14 protein-coding genes and 1 pseudogene are annotated in these 19,926 nt (G+C 72.2%); 10 read left to right on the top strand and 5 right to left on the bottom strand.

Annotated elements, in window-relative coordinates; translation table 11 throughout:
• Positions 1-83 precede the first annotated feature (83 nt).
• Positions 84-920, bottom strand: a complete 837-nt coding sequence (locus ACSUPV_RS35665) for an alpha/beta fold hydrolase (RefSeq protein ID WP_436949274.1) — start codon at positions 918-920, stop codon at positions 84-86.
• Between the two features lie 180 nt (positions 921-1,100).
• On the opposite strand from ACSUPV_RS35665, the gene ACSUPV_RS35660 reads away from it, so the two are divergent.
• Positions 1,101-2,051, top strand: coding sequence for an aminoglycoside phosphotransferase family protein (locus ACSUPV_RS35660; RefSeq protein WP_359789812.1), 951 nt, complete (start codon positions 1,101-1,103; stop codon positions 2,049-2,051).
• 23 nt (positions 2,052-2,074) lie between these two features.
• On the opposite strand, the gene ACSUPV_RS35655 is transcribed toward ACSUPV_RS35660, so the two are convergent.
• A complete protein-coding gene (locus tag ACSUPV_RS35655; RefSeq protein ID WP_031114865.1) occupies positions 2,075-2,527 on the bottom strand; it encodes an Lrp/AsnC family transcriptional regulator in 453 nt (150 codons plus the stop codon).
• Positions 2,528-2,638: 111 nt separating this feature from the next.
• Here ACSUPV_RS35655 and ACSUPV_RS35650 point away from each other — a divergent pair, with 111 nt between their 5' ends.
• Positions 2,639-3,265, top strand: a complete 627-nt coding sequence (locus tag ACSUPV_RS35650; protein ID WP_359789816.1) for a LysE family translocator — start codon at positions 2,639-2,641, stop codon at positions 3,263-3,265.
• 59 nt (positions 3,266-3,324) lie between these two features.
• Here ACSUPV_RS35650 and ACSUPV_RS35645 read toward each other — a convergent pair whose 3' ends face one another.
• Positions 3,325-3,858 (bottom strand): hypothetical protein, encoded by a 534-nt coding sequence (locus ACSUPV_RS35645; RefSeq protein ID WP_436949270.1) that lies wholly within the window; start codon positions 3,856-3,858, stop codon positions 3,325-3,327.
• A gap of 144 nt (positions 3,859-4,002) precedes the next feature.
• On the bottom strand, positions 4,003-4,908 hold the full coding sequence (locus ACSUPV_RS35640) for an SDR family oxidoreductase (protein WP_031114868.1): 906 nt from the start codon (positions 4,906-4,908) through the stop codon (positions 4,003-4,005).
• 212 nt (positions 4,909-5,120) lie between these two features.
• Here ACSUPV_RS35640 and ACSUPV_RS35635 point away from each other — a divergent pair, with 212 nt between their 5' ends.
• The 4 genes and pseudogenes from ACSUPV_RS35635 (at position 5,121) to ACSUPV_RS35620 (ending at position 10,042) form a co-directional block, all read left to right on the top strand.
• The gene (locus tag ACSUPV_RS35635) at positions 5,121-6,434 is read left to right on the top strand and encodes an ATP-grasp domain-containing protein (RefSeq protein WP_359789820.1); all 1,314 of its coding nucleotides are present in this window, start codon (positions 5,121-5,123) and stop codon (positions 6,432-6,434) included.
• Between the two features lie 16 nt (positions 6,435-6,450).
• Positions 6,451-8,499, top strand: a complete 2,049-nt coding sequence (locus ACSUPV_RS35630) for a CocE/NonD family hydrolase (protein WP_436949267.1) — start codon at positions 6,451-6,453, stop codon at positions 8,497-8,499.
• Positions 8,500-8,607: 108 nt separating this feature from the next.
• A pseudogene (locus ACSUPV_RS35625) lies at positions 8,608-9,547 on the top strand (NAD(P)/FAD-dependent oxidoreductase); the annotation flags it as partial.
• Positions 9,548-9,631: 84 nt separating this feature from the next.
• Entirely contained in the window at positions 9,632-10,042 is a 411-nt protein-coding gene (locus ACSUPV_RS35620) for a DUF779 domain-containing protein (protein WP_031114870.1), read from the top strand.
• Between the two features lie 122 nt (positions 10,043-10,164).
• Here the strand turns inward: ACSUPV_RS35620 and ACSUPV_RS35615 are convergent, their stop codons facing one another.
• A complete protein-coding gene (locus ACSUPV_RS35615) occupies positions 10,165-10,785 on the bottom strand; it encodes a chorismate mutase (RefSeq protein WP_359789823.1) in 621 nt (206 codons plus the stop codon).
• A 344-nt stretch (positions 10,786-11,129) separates the two neighbouring features.
• Between ACSUPV_RS35615 and ACSUPV_RS35610 the strand changes: the two genes are divergently transcribed.
• From ACSUPV_RS35610 to ACSUPV_RS35595, 4 genes are all read left to right on the top strand, one after another.
• Complete coding sequence (locus ACSUPV_RS35610; RefSeq protein ID WP_436949265.1) at positions 11,130-14,003, top strand: glycosyl hydrolase 115 family protein; 2,874 nt, start codon at positions 11,130-11,132, stop codon at positions 14,001-14,003.
• Positions 14,004-14,420: 417 nt separating this feature from the next.
• Positions 14,421-15,809, top strand: coding sequence for a cytochrome P450 (locus ACSUPV_RS35605; RefSeq protein WP_436949264.1), 1,389 nt, complete (start codon positions 14,421-14,423; stop codon positions 15,807-15,809).
• Positions 15,793-16,800: a (-)-alpha-amorphene synthase gene (locus ACSUPV_RS35600; protein WP_382611966.1), complete on the top strand. Its 1,008-nt coding sequence runs from the start codon at positions 15,793-15,795 to the stop codon at positions 16,798-16,800. The genes ACSUPV_RS35605 and ACSUPV_RS35600 overlap by 17 nt, the downstream gene beginning before the upstream one ends.
• A gap of 203 nt (positions 16,801-17,003) precedes the next feature.
• Positions 17,004-19,913, top strand: a complete 2,910-nt coding sequence (locus ACSUPV_RS35595) for an ATP-binding protein (protein WP_436949263.1) — start codon at positions 17,004-17,006, stop codon at positions 19,911-19,913.
• Positions 19,914-19,926: the final 13 nt, after the last annotated feature.

The following is a 19,926-nucleotide window of genomic DNA, read 5'->3' as shown; positions in this document are numbered from 1 at the left end:
GGCAGTGCCCGATCGGCTGCCGACCCGACGATGTCACCATCCGGGCCCGAGGGGGTCCAGGAAGAATCGGAGGAAGACTCCGATCACTTGGCCAGGAAGGCGAGCAGTGCCTCGTTGACCTCCTCCGCGTGGGTCCAGAGCAGGCCGTGCGGGGCGCCCTCGATCTCCACGTAGTCCGCGGCCGGCAGCGCCTTGTGGAACGGCCTCGCGGTCGCCTCCACGGGCAGGATGCGGTCGCCCGTGCCGTGCAGGATCAGGGCCGGCACGTCGATGGCCGGGATGTCGCCGCGGAAGTCGGTGTACCAGGTGGAGGGCGCGGCGGCCGCGGCGAAGAAGCCACCGCCGGCGGCGACGTTCCAGCTGTTGCGGACGGCCTCCTCGCTGATCCGGCTGCCGAGGTTCTCGTCGAGGTTGTAGAAGTCCTGGTAGAAGCCGGTGTAGTACGCGTACCGGTCGACCTTGACGGCCGCGACGATCCCGTCGAAGAACTCCTTCGGGGCGACGCCCTGCGGGTTGTCGTCGGTCTCGAGCAGGCAGGGCTCCAGCGAGGCGAGGAAGGCGACCTTGGCGACGCGGGCGGAGCCGTGGCGGGACACGTACCGGGCGACCTCGCCGGTGCCCATGGAGAAGCCGACGAGGACGGCGTCGCGCAGGTCGAGGGTCTCCATGACGGTGTTCAGGTCGTCCGCGAAGGTGTCGTAGTCGTAGCCGGTGGTCGGCTGGGCGGACTGCCCGAAGCCGCGCCGGTCGTAGGTGATCACGCGGTACCCGGCGTCCAGCAGCGCGGCGCTCTGGCGCTCCCAGGAGTGCCCGTCGAGCGGGAAGCCGTGGATGAGGACGACGGGCTGCCCGGATCCGTGGTCCTCGTAGTACAGGTCGATGGCGGTGGAGTTCTCTTGGCCCACGGTGATGTACGGCATGTGCTGTTTCCTCGTCTCCGGGCGGCTGGTGCAGGGATCGCGGCCACGCTAGGCCGGAGGCACCGGGGCCGATTGCCGTGCGGTGCACAGGTCCTTGACCGGGAGCGCACCGCGGCCGGCGCGGGGGGCGCCGGTTTTAACCCGTCGCGCCGCCGGGTCCGGCGTGACACGATCGCCGTCATGCATGGCTTCATGACGCCGGATCAGATGGCCGCCCGCTCGTCCCGCGCTCTCTCGGCGGCCGTCGCCGCGGGGCGTGATCTGGGGCTCGCGGTGACCGACGCGAGGGTGCTCCACGACGTCTTCTCCGTCGTGGTGCACCTCGCTCCGTCGCCCGTGGTCGTGCGGGTGCCCACCGTCCTGCTCCCGTACGCCGATCCCGCCCACCAGTCGGCACAGCAGCGGCTGGAGCTCGATGTGGTGGCATGGCTCGCGGAGCAGGGTCACCCGGTGATCCCGCCGAGTCCGCTGGTGCCGCGCGAGCCGGTGCGGCGCGACGGTTTCTCCATGACGTTCTGGCAGTTCGTCGAGGTGGACCAGAGCGTCGAACCGGACTACGTGCGCAACGCCGGCCTGGTCGCCGATCTGCACGCCGCGCTGCGCGCGTACCCGGGCGAGCTGCCGTTCCTGTCCGCGGCCGAGCCGCGGTTCGTCACGGACGGGCTCGCCGCGCTCGACGGGCGTCCGGACCTCCTGGACCCGGCCGACCTGGACCGCGCGCGGCGTGAGTGGGAGGTCCTGGAACCCGTGGTCGGCTCACGCGCCGGGTTCGAGGCGGCGTTCCCCGGGATCGAGTTCCAGCCGATCCACGGGGACTCCCCCGCGGCCAACATCGTCCCCGCCGCGCGGGGCGAGCTGTACGCCGACTTCGAGCTGACGACGCTCGGGCCGGTCGAGTGGGACCTGGCGGCCCTCGGCCCGGACTGCGAGGCCGCGTACGACGCGGCCGCCGAGCGCCGGGGTCTGCGGCGGCTGGACGAGGGAGTGCTGCGGGTCGTCAACGCCGTGGGCATGTCCCGCGCGGTGGCGTGTCTCGCGCTCGCGCCGCAGTTGCCGCTGCTCGTGGACGCGCTGAAGCCGGCCGTGGAGCAGTGGCGGACGATGCCGTTCGCCGGGGGCCTGGGCGGCTGAGGGGTGCTCACGTCGGGGCCGGTCTATGCGGGCAGCGGCCGGTCGTCCACGACGTGTTTCATCACGAGGGTGGAGGTCAGGCGCTGCACGCCGGGGAGCCGGGCGAGTCGCTGGTCGTAGAGCTGCTGGAAGGCGGCCAGGTCGGCGGTGGCGACGCGCAGCAGGTAGTCGGGCTCGCCGAACAGGCGCTGGGCCTGGAGCACGTGCGGGACGGCGGCCACCGCCTCCTCGAACGCGGTGACGGTGTCGGCGTCCTCCCAGCGCAGGGTGACGAAGACGAGGGCTTCGAAGTCGAGGCCCACGGCGGCCGGGTCCACCACCGCCCGGTAGCCGCGGATCGCTCCCTCGCGTTCGAGGTCGCGCAGCCGGCGGTGGCACGGGGAGACGCTCAGCTTCACGCGAGCGGCCAGCTCGGTCACGGTGAGGCGGCCGTCCAACTGCAGCTCGGTAAGAATTTTCCGGTCCAGGGCATCCATGAAGAAGATTCTGCCCCAGAACCCACGATCAAGAAGGAAAGAAGAAAACACCTTCGGGTAGATCCGTCCTAACCTTCCTCTCGCAACAAGGCACGTGAGAGGGACCGGTCCATGAACACGACGACGCTGGTGGCATTCCTGGCGGTGGATCTCCTGCTGGTGTTCACCCCCGGCGCGGACTGGGCCTACGCGATCACCGCGGGCCTGCGGGACCGGTCGGTCGTTCCCGCGGTCGCCGGGCTGGTCGCCGGATACGCGGGGTACACGCTGCTCGCGGTCGCGGGCCTGGTGGTGATCGTGGCGAACTCCGGCACCCTGCTCACCGCCCTGACCCTGGCCGGGGCCGGCTACCTGGTGTGGCTCGGCTGGGGCGTGCTGAGGCAGCCGGCCGCCCTGACGGCCTCCGCGCAGGGGGCGGGTCCCGCCGGCTCGTCCGCCGGGCGGGTCATGCTCAAGGGAGTGGGCACCAGCGGGCTGAACCCGAAGGCCCTGCTGCTGTACTTCTCGCTGTTCCCGCAGTTCATCGACCCGGCGGGCGGCTGGCCGGTCGCCACACAGACCGGCCTGCTCGGCTCCTTGCACATGACCGTCTGCGCCGTCGTCTACCTCGCCGTGGGAGTCCTGGCCCGCACGGTCCTGAGGACCAGGCCCTCAGCGGCCCGCGCGGTCACCCGCGCCTCCGGCGCGCTGATGATCGCCATCGGCCTGTTTCTGCTGGCGGAACGCCTGGCGGGTTGAGGACCCCGGCACGTCGAGGGGCAGGTCCGTCCGGGCCGGGCAGCCGCCGCCCGACCGGGTCACCGGCCGTAGGCCTCCCGGCGGGGCAGGGGGCCGACGTCGGGGTGGCGGCCGGGGCGGAGGGCGGCGTGGCGCTGCCCGGGCCCGGGACCCTTCCGGGCCGCGAGGGCGTCGGCGACGGCTCCGGTGACGAAGGCGTAGACGGCTTTGTGCAGGACGTCGACGACGAGTTCCCCGCGAGGCCAGGTGGCGGGCGGGGCGCCGACACCGGTCGCGTTCTCGAGGATCTGGTCGTTGGTGAGGCGGACGACGGTGAACTGGGCGGAGGCGGCCGGTCCGCGCAGTCCCGCCTGGGCCATGACCGAGCGCAGCACGCCGAGAAGGGCCGCCTGGCCGTAGTGCATGGCCCAGTTGATCGGCGGCGGCTGGGTGCCGGGGTGTTCGGGCCGTCCGCTCAGGCGTTGCAGCACCCGTGCGGGCACATGGGAGCCGGGCCGGCCGGTGACGGCCTGCTCGGCCTTCTCGCCGGGGGTCATCACGACGCCGCCCGCGGTGCCGGCGAGGAGTCCCTGCCACAGTGCTCGCCTGATCATTCCCGGCGAGTACCCCTGAGCGCCGGGGTCACCCGCCCGCCGAGCGCCCGACGGTTCACCCGCCCGTCGGGCACCCGACGGTCCGCCCGCCCGCATCGCCCCGCCCGCTTCCCCGGGCCTTCGCCGGACTGCTCCCCGGCCCGGCTACCGCGTGTCGACGATGCCGCCGGTCACCGCGATGACCTCGCCGACCGTGTAGCTGGAGTCGGCGTCGGAGGCGAGGTAGACGTACGTGGGTGCGATCTCCTCCGGCTGGGCGGCGCGTTCCAGCGGGGCCTCGCTGCCGATCTGTGCGAGCCCGTCCGGCGGCATGTGCGGGTCGGCCTCGTTCAGCGGTGTCCAGGTCGGACCGGGTGCCACGACGTTCGCGCGGACGCCCCGCTTGGCCAGGTGCACGGCGACGGACTTGGTCAGGGTGATCAGCGCGGCCTTGGACGCCGCGTAGTCGATCATCGTCGTGCTGCCCTTGAGGGCCTCTTCGGTCGCGGTGGCGATGACGGCGTCGCCGGGCTCCAGGTGGGGCAGTGCCGCCATGAGCAGATGGAAGTACGCGTAGACGTTCGTCCTGAACGTCCGGTCGAAGTCCTCCGCGGTCAACTGCTCCAGTTCCAGCTTGCTGTTGAGGTAGGCGGCGTTGCTCACCAGGATGTTCAGCCCGCCCAGCTCCTCCGCCGTCCGCTCGACGGCCCGGCGGCAGAACGCCGGGTCGGTGAGGTCGCCGGGCAGCAGCAGACAGCGCCGGCCCTGCTCCTCCACCTCGCGCCGTACCCGCTCGGCGTCCACCTGCTCCTCGGGCAGGTACACGAGGGCGACGTCGGCGCCCTCCCGCGCGTACAGCAGGGCGACGGCGCGTCCGATGCCGGAGTCGCCGCCGGTGATCAGCGCGGTCTTGCCCTCCAGCTTCCCGCTGGCCCGGTAGCGGCTCGCCCGGTAGCGGGGCGCGGTGCGCATGTCGGCCTCGATGCCGGGCCGCCGCTGCTTGTCGGAGTCGTAGGGCGGCTCGGGCTCGGACACGACCTGTGGTGCGGACTGTTCCTCCTCGTGAGACAAGGCTTCCCCTTCTCCGGTGTCGTCCACGGCGCGGCCGGTTCGTCCCGGTCCGCGCCGTACTTCCCCGCACCGCGTTCCCACAACAGCGGCGGCCATGTTCCGCGTCGCGGGAGGACGGGCGAGGGGCCGGACCGGATTGCCGGCAGGCACAAGGGGTACTCCGACGATCTTGCAACCCCCCGGCCTTCGAGCCGGACAGCGGAAGGAGAGCCGTGTCTGACGAGACGGTGAAGAACGTCTTCGTGATCGGGCTCGACGAGGCCAACCTGCCGACGCTGCGGCAGGTCCCCGGAGCCGAACGGCTGCGTTTTCACCAGCTGTTGACCGTCGAGGAACTCCAGGTCGGCGAGGTGCACCTGCCCACGCTGCTCGACAAGGCGCAGAGCGTGCTGGACGGCTTCGACGGCAGCGTCGACGCGATCGTCGGCTACTGGGACTTCCCGGTCAGCACCCTCGTCCCGATCCTGAGCGAACGCTACGGCACCCGCAGCACGAGCCTTGAGTCGGTGGTCAAGTGCGAGCACAAGTACTGGAGCCGGCTGGAACAGCAGAAGGCCACCGACCGGCACCCGCGGTTCGGCCGGGTCGACCTGTCGGCCGAGCCGCCCCGCCCGCCCGACGGGGTGCGGTTCCCGATGTGGGTCAAGCCCGCGCTGTCGTACTCGTCGGAACTCGCCTTCGGGGTCGCCGACGAGGAGGAGTTCCGCAAGGCGGTCGCCGAGATCCGCGACGGTATCTCCCGCATCGGCCGGCCCTTCGAGCACATCCTCGAACGCATCGACCTGCCGCCGGAGATGGACGGCGTGGGCGGCCGGGTGTGCCTGGCCGAGGAGTCGATGTCCGGCGTCCAGGTCGCCGTCGAGGGCTATGTCCACCAGGGCGAGGTGACGGTCTACGGCGTCCTGGACTCCATCAACTACCCGGACTCCCCCTGCTTCCTGCGCCACCAGTACCCCTCGACGCTGCCCGCGCCGGTCATCGCGCAGCTCCACGACGTCAGCGTGCGCGTGATGCGGCAGATCGGCATGGACTCGGCCACCTTCAGCATCGAGTACTTCTACGACCCGCGCACGCAGGAGATCAACCTGCTGGAGATCAACCCCCGGCACTCGCAGTCGCACGCGGAGCTGTTCCAGTACGTCGACGGCGTGCCCAACCACCACTGCATGGTCAGCCTCGCCCTCGGTGACGACCCGCGCATGCCGCACCGCGAGGGCCGGTACGCGATGGCCGCGAAGTGGTACCACCGCTGGTTCACCGACGGTGTGGTGCGCCGGGTGCCGAGCCGCGCGGAGATCGACCGCATCGAGCGGGAGACCCCGGGCGTGCGCATCGAGGTGGTCCCCGAGGAGGGCGACAGGCTCTCCGAACTGCCCGGACAGGACAGCTACAGCTTCGAGCTGGCGCACATCTACACCGGCGGGGCGGACGAGGAGGAGCTGCGGGCGAAGTTCGACCACTGCGTGGCCGCCCTGGGCCTCGTCTTCGAGGACGCCCCGCCCGAGGCCGAAACCCCGCGAGAGTGAGGAGCACGTGGGTTCCATGCGTTACGTGACCAACCTGCCGTACGCGACGAAGGAAGAGGAGCACGTCACGATCGCGATGTCGGACGGGGTCCGGCTCTCCGCGCACGTCTGGCGCCCCACTTCCTCGGACCAGGAGCCGGTGCCGGCGGTGCTGGAGTACATCCCGTACCGCAAGCGCGACCTGACGGCCGTCCGCGACTCGGTCCACCACCCGTATCTCGCCGGGCACGGCTACGCCTGCGTCCGCGTCGACCTGCGCGGCACCGGCGACTCCGAGGGCGTGCTGCGCGACGAGTACCTGGAGCGGGAGCAGGCGGACGCCGAGGAGGTGCTGGCCTGGCTGGCCGAGCAGCCCTGGTGCGACGGCGCCACGGGCATGATGGGCATCTCCTGGGGCGCGTTCGCCGCGCTCCAGGTCGCGGCCCGCCGACCGCCGAGCCTGAAGGCCATCGCCATCGCCTCCTTCACCGACGACCGGCACGCCGACGACATGCACTACATGGGCGGCGCCCTGCTGTCGGACAACCTGGCCGAGGCGGGCACGATGTTCGCCTACGGCACCTGCCCGCCCGACCCGGCCGTGGTCGGCGACCGCTGGCGCGAGATGTGGCACGAGCGGCTGGAGAACACCGAGCCCTGGGTCCTGCAGTGGCTGCGCCACCAGCGCCGCGACGACTACTGGCGGCACGCCTCGGTGTGCGAGGACTACACGAGCGTGCAGTGCCCGGTGCTGGCGTCCAGCGGCTGGGCGGACGGCTACTCCAACGCCGTGACCCGGCTGCTCGGCAACCTGGACGTGCCCCGCAAGGGCCTGATCGGTCCCTGGTCGCACAAGTTCCCCCACCTCGGGGAGCCCGGGCCGGCGATCGGCTACCTCCAGGAGCTGGTGCGGTGGTGGGACCACTGGCTCAAGGGCGTCGACAACGGCGTCATGGACGGGCCGATGCTCCAGGCGTGGATGCAGGACAGCGTGCCGCCCTCCACGTCGTACGAGGAGCGGCCGGGGCGCTGGGTCGGCGAGCCCGACTGGCCCTCGCCGCACATCCGGCCGGTCACGTATCCCCTCTCCCGGCACCGGATCGAACCCGCGCGGGACCCGGCGGGCCCAGCGGGCCCGGACGACCCGGGCGGCGGGGCGATGACCGTGAAGTCACCGCTGTCCGTCGGCCAGTTCGCGGGCAAGTGGGCCTCCTACAACGCGCCCCCGGACCTGCCGTACGACCAGCGGGAGGAGGACGGCGGCTCCCTCGTCTTCGACAGCGAGCCGCTGACCGAGCCGCTGGAGATCCTCGGCTCGCCGAGCGTGGAACTCGACCTGTCGGTCAGCGAGCCGGTCGCCCTGGTGGCCGCGCGGCTGTCCGACGTGAGCCCCGACGGCGCCGCGACACGCGTCTCCTACGGCATCCTGAACCTCACCCGCCTGCACAGCACGGAGTCCCCCGAGCCGCTGGAACCGGGCCGTCGCTACCGGGCCACCATCCCGCTGAACGGGGTGGCGCAGGCGTTCCCGCCGGGCCACCGTGTCCGGCTCTCCCTCTCCACCTCCTACTGGCCGCTGGCCTGGCCGCCGCCCAGGCCGGCCCTGCTCAGCGTCCACGAACGCTCCAGCACGCTCACCCTGCCGGTGCGGCCGGTGGAGGAACCCGACGAGGTGCCGTCGTCCCCGTTCGGTGAGCCGGAGGGCACTCCTCCGCTCGCCACGACCCAGCTGACGCCGCCCGAGGAACGCTGGGAGGTCAAGCGCGACCTGGTCGGCTACCACGCCGAGTTGGACATCGTGAAGGACCGGGGCACGGTCCGCTTCGAGGACATCGGCCTGGAGGCCGGCCGCCGCGCCCACGAGCGCTACACGGCCGTCGCCGACGACTTCACCTCGGCCGGCGGCGAGTCCACCTGGACCATGAGCTTCCGGCGCGACGACTGGGACGTACGGGTGGTGACCCACACCCGGCTCACCTGCGACGAGACGGACTTCTTCGTGGACGCGACCCTCGACGCCTACGAGGCCGACCGCCGGGTCTTCTCGCGCACCTGGAACGAGCAGGTCCCGCGCGACCTGCTCTAGCTCGTCCGACGGCGTCTCCGGAGCCGCCGGACGGACGGCCCTCGGCGTGTGACGTGCAGCACGTCAGCGTGAGGTCAGGGAACTGACCGGAACGTGTCAGCCGGCTCCGGTTCCCTACCGGTGGCCCAGCTTCACCGGCCTCCGCTCTCGAAGCAGATCCTCTCGGGCGCGTGGTCCGCCGAGCGGCTGCCGCTGCGTTCGCACCCGGAGCTCGACGCCCTGGGCCTCGACCTGCGGCTGGGAACGGCGGCGACGGGGCTGCACCTGACGGACCGTACGGTGACGCTGGCCGACGGATCCCGACTGCCGTACGACGGGCTGATCATCGCCACCGGGGTACGTCCGCGCCGACTGCCCGGTGACGGCGCCGAGGCCGCCGCCGTGGCCCGCTCGCTGGGCGCCCGCGTGACCCTGCTCGAACCGGCTGCGCACCGGCGTCTCCGTGTCCGAGGTGACCGACGGGGGCGTGCGGCTCGCGGACGGCGAGCAGGTCGAGCCCGACGAGGTCCTGGTCGCCGTCGGCTCCCTGCCCAACACCGAGTGGCTGGCGGACAGCGGTCTGCCGGTCGGCGACGGTGTGCTCTGCGACCGGTACTGCGAGGCCGTTCGGGAGTCCCGCCGCCCGCAGCGGGCCGGGGCGTTGTACGCGGCCGGTGACGTGGCCCGCTGGGACAACCCGCTGTTCGGCACGCCGATGCGGATCGAGCACCGCACCAACGCCGCCGAGCTGGGCATGGCCGCCGCCCGCAACCTGCTCGCCGCGCCGGAGGCCCGCAAGCCGTTCGCGCCCGTGCCGTACTTCTGGTCCGACCAGTACGACATGAGGATCCAGGCGTACGGCCACCTGCGAGGCCACGACGAAGTCGCCGTGGTCGAGGGGGACGTGTCCGGTCGCCGCTTCGTGGCCGCCTACCGCAGGGGCGAGCGGCTGGTGGGCGCCCTGGCGGTGGGCATGCCGCCGAAGTCCGTGCGGACCTGGCGGCAGGCCGTGGCGGTCGGGACGACCTGGCGGGAGGCGGTGGGGGGCGCCGGCACGGCGACGGCCTGACTCTGCCACGCGACCCGGTCCGTTTCCGGCGGCGAGGAGGTACGTTCGTCCGGGCGGGATACCGGTTCAGTCGGGAGGCAACGCATGACCACGCGCACCGCACGTGTCGAACTGACGCCCGCCGCCGAGGAACTGCTGCGGCGGCTGACCGGCACGCACGGGCCGGTGATGTTCCACCAGTCCGGCGGCTGCTGCGACGGCAGCGCCCCCATGTGCTACCCGCGCGGCGAGTTCCGGGTCGGCGCCTCGGACGTCCTGCTGGGACACGTGGCCGGGGACACGCCGTTCTGGATGAGCGCGGACCAGTACACGTACTGGTCGCACACCCACCTCACCGTGGACGTGGTTCCCGGGCGCGGCAGCGGCTTCTCCCTGGAGGCCCCGGAAGGCGTCCGCTTCCTCCTCCGCTCCCGCCTCCTCACCGACGAGGAACTGCGCCGCATCGAAACGGAACCACCGCTGCCGACCGGGGCGGACGGCGTGGACGACCGGTGACCGCCCGCCGCGTGCACCGCCCGTGACCTGATCATGAGAACCTCGCCCGGTTCCGTCGAAGCGTGCACGGAGCCCGACGGCCCCGCCGACCCCGTCGGGATCGCCGAGACCGCCGAGATCGCCTAAGAGGCGTCACACACCGACGGCAGCGCCCGCCCGAGGCCCTTCACGTGCAGGACGTCGAGCCGATGGTCGAACGCGGACCAGCCGGCCGCGGTGACGAGGCGCGGACCGCATGACGGCAGGGCGCGGGCCTGCTCCGTCTCCGCCAGCGCGGCCAGCAGCTGCGTGGTGATGCGGTCCAGGGCCGGGCGGACCTCCTTCGCCAGGTCGGGGCGTTCGGTGGGGCGCTCGTCGGGGTGCGCGTCCCAGCGGGCGTACAGACCGCGCTGCACCAGCTTGTTCGCCTCGATCTGGTCACGGAACACGGCGGCCACGGCGTCCGGGTCGAGACCCAGGCCGGTGGCCCGGGCGCGGACGTCGTCCAGGATCTGCGCCTCGCGCACCGGGTCGTCGATGGGCGTGTCCGTGCCGTACTTCGCGGCGGCGACCTTGTCGGCCAGCAGCAGCCGTTGCGCGATCAGTTCGGTGATGGTGCCGAGGCCGTGGGAAGCGGCGGCCGCGTGGCCGGCCGCGGCAGCGGGCCGTTCGGCTGCGGCGGTCGCCGGGGCGGCGGTTCCGAGGGCCAGGGTGGTCGCGGCGGCGAGCAGGGTGAGAGCGGACCGGAGTCGTTCAGGGCGCACAGCGGTGTCCTTCCGAGGGGGGCGGTCGCCAACTTACCGATGCCGCTTGGCGGGTGGCGCACCGAGCCCCCTCATACCACCGACCGCACCGCACACGCCCGCCCCGCGACCCGCCCCCTACGCGGCGATCCCACGCCCCACATCTGGACGCCCTCGCACGGCCTCGCCTAGGGTGCCCCAGCAAGCGCTTTCTAGCCTGCCCATGCCAACCTCACCTGTGCGCAGCCCCGCCGACGGCCCGGACGAGGAACCGCCGCGGGCCGCGGGTCCGGCGCGGAAAGGCAGTGCCCGTGCAGCAGAGACCGTCTCCTGGCCATGTGAGCCGCAAGTCGTTCTTAAGGGGCATGGCGGCCGTCGGCGCCGCTCCCCTGCTCGCCCCGTCCCTCCTCCCCGCCGGCGCCGCCGCAGCCGCCCCCTCGGCCCGCCCCGACTTCCCCCTGGTCCAGGGCGGCACCGCGGTGGACGTGTTCGTGGACGCCGCCGACGATCCCGCCGTCGTCCGCGCGGCCGGCGACCTCCAGGCGGACGTGGAGCGGGTGGGAGGCGTACGGCCCCGCCTGCTGCACTCCGTGCCCGAACGGGCCGGCCTCCTCGTCCTGGTGGGGACGATCGGCGCGAGCCCGGTCATCGACCGGCTCGTCCGCCGCGGACGCCTGGACGTCTCCCGGGTCGAGGGCCGCTGGGAGGCGTCCGTCACCCAGGTCGTGGAGCGCCCGCTGCCCGGCGTGGACCGCGCCCTGGTCATCGCGGGCAGCGACCGGCGCGGCACGGTCTACGGCGTCTACGACACCTCGGAGCGCATCGGCGTCTCCCCCTGGTACTGGTGGGCCGATGTCCCGGTCGTCCGCCGCGACACCGTGACCGTCCCGGCCGGCCCCCTCAAGCGCCTCGAACCCGCCGTCCGCTACCGGGGCATCTTCATCAACGACGAGCAGAACCTCACCACGTGGTCCCACCGCACCCAGGAGCCGGACAAGCACATCGGCCCCAGGACGTACGAGCGGGTCTTCGAGCTGCTGCTCCGCCTCAAGGCCAACTACCTCTGGCCCGCGATGCACCCGTACTCCGACTTCTTCAACAAGCACCGCGAGAACCCCGAACTGGCCGAGCGCTACGGCATCGTGGTCGGCTCCAGCCACCCCGAGGCCATGCTGCGCAACGGCGTGCACGAGTGGCAGCCGTGGGCCGAGGCGCACCGCAACCCCGACGGCACCCTGCCGCTCTACGACTACACGGTGAACCCGGCCGTCATCTCCGACTACTGGCGGGCGCGGGCCCGGGAGAACGCCGCCTACGAGAGCAGCTGGACGATCGGCATGCGGGGCCTGCACGACTCCGCCCTGGAGACGAAGTACGCCACGACGATCCCGGAGAAGGTCGCGGTGATGAACGACATCATCGCCGACCAGCGCCGCATCCTGGCCGAGGAGGTGGGCGAGGCGGCCCGGCCGCAGATCTTCATCCCGTACAAGGAGGTCCTGGAGCTGTACAACGCGGGCGTCCAGGTGCCCGACGACGTCACCCTGATCTGGCCGGACGACAACCACGGCAACATGCGCCAGCTCCCGAACGAGGCGGAGCGCCGCCGCGCCGGCGGCAACGGCATCTACTACCACCTCTCCTACTGGGGCCGCCCCAGGAGCTATCTGTGGCTGGACACCACGCAGTTGGCCAAGGTGTGGCAGGAGCTGCGGCGGGTCCACGACCACGGGGCCGACCGGATGTGGATCTTCAACGTCGGTGACATCAAGTCGATCGAGACGGGGCTGTCCTTCTGTCTGGACATGGCGTGGGACGTGGACCGCTGGGGTCCCGGGAACGTCGAGGACTTCCTCGTGGAGTGGGCCGGGCGCCAGTTCGGCCGGCGGTACGGCGCGGAGATCGCCGCCATCCGCACCGAGTACTACCGCCTGGCGGCGGAGCGGCGCCCGGAGTTCATCGACAAGGCGATCTTCTCGACGGTCCACCACGGCGACGAGGCGGGCCGCCGTATGACGGCCTACGAGGAGTTGCTGGAACGGGTCCGCCGACTGGGGTCGAAGCTGCCGGAGACCTACCGGGACGCCTACTACGAGCTGGTCGAGTACCCGGTCCACGGCGCGTACTTGATGAACCTGAAGTACTACTGGGCGGACCGCAACGCGCTCGCCGTCCGCCAGGGCCGCGGCGCGGGCACGAACCGCTTCGCGGACCTGGCCGAGGCCGCGCACGCCGAGGAACAGGCGATCACCCGGCGGTACAACACCGAGATCGCGGGCGGGAAGTGGGACGGCGTCGTCAACCCCTACCCGTCCCAGATCCCGAAGGCCCCGGGCCGCCCGTCCGTCACGCGGGTGCCCCGGCAGGAGACCTCGGGCCTGGGGCTGGCCACGGAGGGCAACGAGACGGGAGCGGAGCGCCCGCTGTCCTTCTCCTCCTACACCCGGGACCGCCGCTTCGTGGACGTCTTCAACACCGGCTTCCTCCCCCTTCCGTGGCGGGCCGAGCCGAGCCACCCCTGGCTGAGGCTGACCACCGCGAGCGGCGAACTCACCGACCAGACGCGAGTGTGGGTCGAGGTCGACTGGGCCCGGGTGCCGGAAGGGACCCATGAGCCGACGGTGGCCTTCACCGGCGCCGGCACGACCATCGAGGTACCGGTGCGGGTGGTCAACGACGGGGAACGGGCCCGGCGGCGGGTCCGCGGCTTCGTCGAGGCCCACGGCCACGTCTCGATCGACGCGGCGCACTTCGAGAGCCGGGTGGCCCGCGGCGGAGCGCACTGGCGGGTGGTCCGCGGGCTGGGTCGCCGTACGGCCGCCGTCGAGGCGGTCCCGACGACCGCGCCGGCGATCACGGACGACGTCACCAGCCGGTCGCCGGAACTGCGCTACCGGGTGCGCTTCACCACGACCGGCAGCTTCCCGGTGACGGTCTTCCGGTTGCCCTCCCTCGACGAGCGGGGCACGCGGCGCCTGGCGGTGGCCCTCGACGACCAGCCGCCGACGGTGCTGTCGGGCCAGGCGATCGCCACCGGCAACCGCGGGGACGCCTGGGCCCGCAACGTGGAGGAGGGCGTCGAGAAGCTGACGGCCCGGATGACCGTGTCGACGCCGGGTGAGCATGTGCTGCGGGTGTTCATGGTGGACGCGGCGATGGTGGTCGACCAGATCGTGATCGACACCGGCGGTCTGGCGGCCTCCTATCTGGCGCCGCCGGAGAGTTACCACCGCCCCTGAGGCACGAACCGGGCTTCCCGGGTGGAGCCGGCCGCGGGTCACGGCCGGCTCCACCCGGTCTTCGCGACACCCCTGCCCGGATCCCTGTACACGGAAATTACGGAAAATACGTAAGAGGAACCAAAGAAGCCGGAGTGACGGAAGAAAGCCGTCTGACGCCTTGCGTGCACCGGAGGTGATTCACCCAGCGCTTCCCCGTGCACCCGTGCGCCCCCTGGAGAAAGGGTTCGTCACGTCAGCGGCCAGCTTGGACTGGGCAGGACATGGTGCAAGCGCCAAGTCGGTGAAACGTCACCGTATTCCCTGGTCGACTGAGGCAGGTGGTATTCGATGAACGGCTGCGTTCATGAACCGGAACAGCCATGGACGGTCGGTACTGCTCCAGGCATATTCCCATCCATCGGCCACGGTATCGCCTTGTTCCGTCGGCCGCTGGAGTTTCTGAAATCCCTGCCCCCACAAGGCGATCTGGTCGAGATACGTCTCGGCCCCCAGCGCGCCTGGATGGTGTGTCACCCCGAGTTGGTCCACCGCATGCTCCGGGACTCCCGCACGTTCGACAAGGGCGGACCGCAGTACGAGCGGCTCCGGGCGCTGATGGGCGACGGCGTCGTCACGTGCCCGCACGCGGAGCACCGGCGTCAGCGCAGGCTGCTGCAACCGACCTTCCACCCCTCCAACGTCTCCGGGCACACGGCTCTGATGGCCGAGGAGGCCGCGGCACTGTGCGGTGACTGGCGCGACGGGCAGGAGGTCGACGTCAGCGCGGCCATGCTGGGTATGACGACCCGGCTGATCAGCCGGGTCCTGCTGTCCGACTCGCTCAGCCCGGCCGCGGCCGACGAGGTGCGGCACTGCCTCGCCGCCATCGTGCGCGGCCTGTTCGTGCGCACGATCGTCCCGGTCGACGTGCTGTTCCGGATCCCCACCCCGGCGAACCGCCGCTACCGGCGTGCGGTGGAGCGGGTGCGCGAGCTCATCGACGCCGCGATCGCCGAGCGCCGGCGGGGCGTGCCCCGCGACGATCTGCTGGGGCTCCTGCTGGCGGCCGCGGACACCGAGGACGGCGAGCCCCCGGTCACCGACCGGGAGGTCCACGACCAGCTCGTGTCGCTCCTGCTCACCGGTTCCGAAAGCTCTTCGATGTGCCTGGCCTCCACCTTCAGCCTCCTGGGCCGGCATCCGGAGGTCGAGCGGCGGCTGCACGCCGAGGTCGACACCGTCCTCGCGGGCCGGCTGCCGGACGTCGACGATCTGCCCCGTCTGGTCTACACGCGGTCGGTCGTCACCGAGACGCTGCGCCACTCCCCGCCCGGCTGGCTCTTCACACGGGTCACGACCCGCGAGACGGAGTTCGCCGGACGCCGGCTGCCGCGGGGAGCCACCGTCCTCTACAGCCCGTACCTCCTGCACCACGACCCGGCGTCGTTCCCCGAGCCCGACCGGTTCCTGCCCGAGCGCTGGCTGGAGGGCGAGGCCGCCCCCGGTCCCCACGGGGCGCTCATCCCGTTCGCGGCGGGCAGCCGCAAGTGCATCGGTGACCTGTTCTCCATGGCCGAGATGACGGTGGCCCTCGCGGCCATCACCGGCCGCTGGAGGCTGCGTCACCCCTCCGGGCGCGTCGCACCGCCGCGCCCCGGCGCGACCCTGGGACCCCGGTCCCTGACGATGATCTGCGCCCCACGAACGGACGCGCCGGACGGCACGGCGCCGCATGCCGTCGCCCAGGTGCCCGAAGCCGCGGCTGCCGCGTCCGGAGCCGAGAAAGCCGGGAGGGACGGTGACAACGGTGTCCACCACGCATGAGGAAATCGCGACCGTCGCACAGAGCGGAAATCCGGCATCCAACATAGGGGAGCTGATCGACGCTCATCTGTACATGCCCTTCCCGTTCCGGCGGAATCCGCACGAGGCCGAGGCCGCGGCAGGCGTCGACGCCTGGCTGCGCCTGACCGGCCTGAGTGGCGAACCCGGGGTGCCGGCGATGATCGCCCACACGCGCCCCGCCGAACTCGCGTCCTACAACAGCCCGGACACCGATGCCGGGATCCTCCAGCTCGTCGCCCATCAGATCGCTTACCAGTTCGTGTTCGACGACCGCGCCGAGGAGGTCGGCCGGCACCGGCCGGGCCAGTTGCTGCCCATGCTGTGCGAGAGCATCGCGATCCTGCGGGACGGCGCGCTCCCCAGCACCCCGCTGGGAGCGGCCCTGTCCGACCTCTACCGGCAGATCCGCGAGCGGTGTACGCCCGCGCAGGCCGCGCGCTGGGCGTGGAAGAGCCGCGAGTACGTGCACGGGCTGCTGTACGAATCGGTGGCGCAGACCCATCCCTCGCCCATACGGTCCGGACTCTGCACGTCGATCCGTTCCCTCACCGCGGGCGTCGAGCCCTTCTACCCGCTGTGCGAGGCCGCGCAGCCCCACGAGTTGACCGCCGCGGAGCTCCATCATCCGCTCATGCGGCGCCTGAGCCGGCTGTCGGCCGACGCGGCGGTGTGGATCCCGGACCTCTTCTCCGCGGTCAAGGAGCAGCGGTCCGGCGAGATGATCAACCTGGCCCTCGCCTACCAGCGGGCGCACCAGTGCCCCCTGCCGGTGGCCGTCACCCTGGCCATCCGGCAGATCAACCACACCATCCACGAGTTCGAGAGGCTCTTCGACGAGATCAAACCGGAGTTGAGCCCTTCGGGCGTCGGCTACGTGGAAGGCATGGCCGGCTGGATCCGCGGCTGCTACTACTGGTCCCGCACCGTCCCGCGCTACGCGGACGCGGGGACGGCCCCGGTCCTGCGGTGAGGGAGCCCGGCGACCGCGGCCGCGGGCAGGCAGGACGGCCCCAATTCGGGCCACGATACCCGCCGGTTCAGCGCTCCACACCGTAATAGCAGGCCATTCACCCTTCTTTGTCGTGCCCGTTCCGGAATCCGGTCAAGGCACCCGTCGGGAGGCGTACGCTCGCGCTGCCTCCCGATGGCCGACGACAGGAAGCGGTACGGCACATGGCGAATGAGCTGCGGCAATCCCTGCCCGAGTCCAGGCCGTTGCTCGAGCGCCGCAAGGAGCTCCGGGCGCTCGACTCGGCCCTGGCGCGGCTGCGCGACACCGTCGACGGCATGCCCCAGGCGCCGCGCGGGGGTCTGCTCGCCTTCACCGGTCCGGCCGGCATGGGCAAGACCGCCCTGCTGACCGAGGCCCGGGTCCGCGCGACGGCGGAGGGGTTCACCGTGCTGTCGGGCCGGGGCGGCGAGAAGGAACAGGAGCTGGCGCTCCACGTGGTGCGCCAGCTCGTCCAGCCGGTGCTGGCACCGCTGGACGAGGAGGAACTCCGCACCTTCCTGGGCGGCTGGTACGACATCGTCGCCGCCGCGCTGGGTCTGGTCGCGATGCCGAGCGGCCACGTGCCGGACCCGACCGGGGTGCGTGACGGTCTCGACTGGGTGATGACGCGCCTCGCCGTGAAGAAGGCGCCGGTGGTCCTGATCCTGGACGACCTGCACTGGGCGGACGTCCAGTCGCTGAGCTGGCTCGCCTCTTTCGCTCCCCGGGCCGTCGACCTGTCGATGCTGATCGTCGTGGCCTACCGGCCCGACGAGCTGCCGCGCGAGGCGGCCTCCCTCGAGGCGCCCGCGGCCGATCTGGGGAAGCGTCCCTTCACCCTGGCACCGCTCAGTGCGGATGCCGTCGCACGGATCGTCAGGGACGAGGTGGGCGAGGAGGCCGAGGACGCGTTCTGCGAGGAATGCCGGGAGGTCACCGGAGGGAGCCCGTTCGAGGCCGTCGAACTCGCCATCAGGCTCGGCGAGCGCAAGTTGAAGGGCACCAGCGAGGACCTGCCCGCCATGCGCGACCTGGCCGCCGCGGTGAAGGGGCCCGGGCTGATCGAGCGTCTGCAGGGACTCGGCACGACCACGGTCCGCTTCGCCTACGCGGCGGCCGTCCTCGGTCAGGCCATCTCGCCGGAGCTGGCGTCCACCATCGCGGCGATCGGCAGCACGGCGGCGGCCGAGGCGACGGAGAAGCTGCGTGCCGCCCGGATCCTGGCCGACGGCGACGGGTCCCGGGACAGCCTGGAGTTCGTCCACCCGCTGATCGCCACCACGATCTACCGGTCCATCGGGACCAGCCTGCGGGAGGGGATGCACAACGCGGCCGCGGAGGCCGTGCGGGCCGCCGGACTCGGTCCGGCCGCCGCGGCCCGGCATCTGCTGGAGGTCCCCTGCGAGGGCAACGCCGAGGCCGTCACCTGCCTGCGGGAGGCCGCCCGTGAGGCACTGCACTCCGGTGCCCCGGAGGCGGCCCGGCGCCTGCTCACCCGGGCCCTGCAGGAACCGCCGCTGCCGGAGGAGCGCGCCGTGCTGCTCCACGAACTGGCCTCCGCGACCTTCCTCATCAAGCCCACCGCCACCGTCGCCCATCTGCGCGAGGCGCTGGCCGAGCCCGATATCGAACCCGAGCTGCGGGCCCCGATGGTGTACCGGCTGACCCAGGCGCTGGCCCACACCGACCGGATGGCGGAGGCCGCGAGGGTGGCGGCAGAGGAGGCGCAGCGGACCGCCCACCCCAGGGTCCGGCTGCGGCTGCAGGCCGACCACTTCAACTGGAGCGCGTTCCGCACCGACGAGCCGGACTCGTCCGGCCGTTCGCGGGCGCTCGCCCGACTGGCCGACCGTCTGCCCGGCCGTGGCCTGGAGGAGCGGTACATCCTCGGGATCCGGGCCTGGGACGCCATGATGTGCGGCGAGCCCCGGCAGAAGGTCCTCGCGTACGCCGAGAAGGCCCTGCGCGGTGGACTGAGCTGGACCCACGAGAACCAAGGTTTCGAGGTCCCCGTCTCGGTCGCCCTGGTGTTCATGTACTGCGACCAGCCGCGGCGGTCCGAGGAACTCTTCGCGCGGGGCATGGCGGAGTGCGAGTCGAAGGGCTGGCGCGGTTCCCACCTGGCCCTGGGGCAGGCGCTCTCCGGGTACATCCGCTACCGCCGCGGCTGCCTGGCCGAGGCGGAGAACCTGGTGCGGGAGGGCCTGCGCATCGCCGACCGGGTGGAGGGCGCGGTACCCGCGCAGTGGTTCGCCGTGGGCATCCTGATCCAGACACTGCTGGCCCGCGGCCGGACCCTGGCGGCACGCCGGCTCGCCGACAAGTACGGCTACGGGGGCGACATCCCGAACGCCGTGATCTATCCCGACCCCCGCACCGTGTACGCCGAACTGCTCCTGGCGGAGGGCCGGTCCGACGAGGCCGCCGACCTGCTGTCGGAGGTCGGTGAGTGGCTGGAGAGCCGGGAGTGGCGCAATCCGGCCTGGTGCACCTGGCAGTTGGGCCTGGCCTCGGCGCTGTCCCGCAGTGCTCCCGACCGGGCGGTACGCCACGCGCAGGACGCCGTGAAGCGGGCCCGGGACTTCGGTGCCGCATCCGTGATCGGCCAGGCGCTGCACGCCCGGGCGGAGGTGACGGGCGGTGAGGCGGCTCTCGATCTGCACACGGAGGCCGTCGACCACCTGCAGCGGTCACCGGCGGCGTACGAACTGGCCCGCGCCCTGGTCGGTCACGGTGCCGCGCTGGCCCGGAACGGCCGGCTGCACGACGCCGCCGACCGCTTGTACCAGGGCCTGGAGGGCGCGGTGCACTGCGGTGCGGAGGGGCTGGCGGCGCGGGCCCGGCGGGAACTGTCCGCCGCCGGTCTGCGGCCGCTGCCGCTGCGCTACCCGCAGACGGACACGCTCACGGCCCAGGAGCGCAAGGCGGCCGAGAGGGCGGCGCAGGGGCACCCGGTGGGGGTGGTCGCCAAGGAACTGCACCTGACCGAGCAGGGTGTGCGGCAGTTGCTCTCCTCGGTGTACCGCAAGCTCGGCACGGACGCGGCGGGGCTGGCCGAGGCGCTGAAGACGTCTCCCCGACCGCGGCCGTGACCGGCGAGCACCG

Origin of the sequence: Streptomyces sp. SudanB52_2052 (genome assembly GCF_964272415.1) — a bacterium.
Lineage (GTDB): Bacteria > Actinomycetota > Actinomycetes > Streptomycetales > Streptomycetaceae > Streptomyces > Streptomyces olindensis.
The sequence above is the reverse complement of the archived record's forward strand: the minus strand, read 5'-3'. Positions and strand labels throughout refer to the sequence as shown.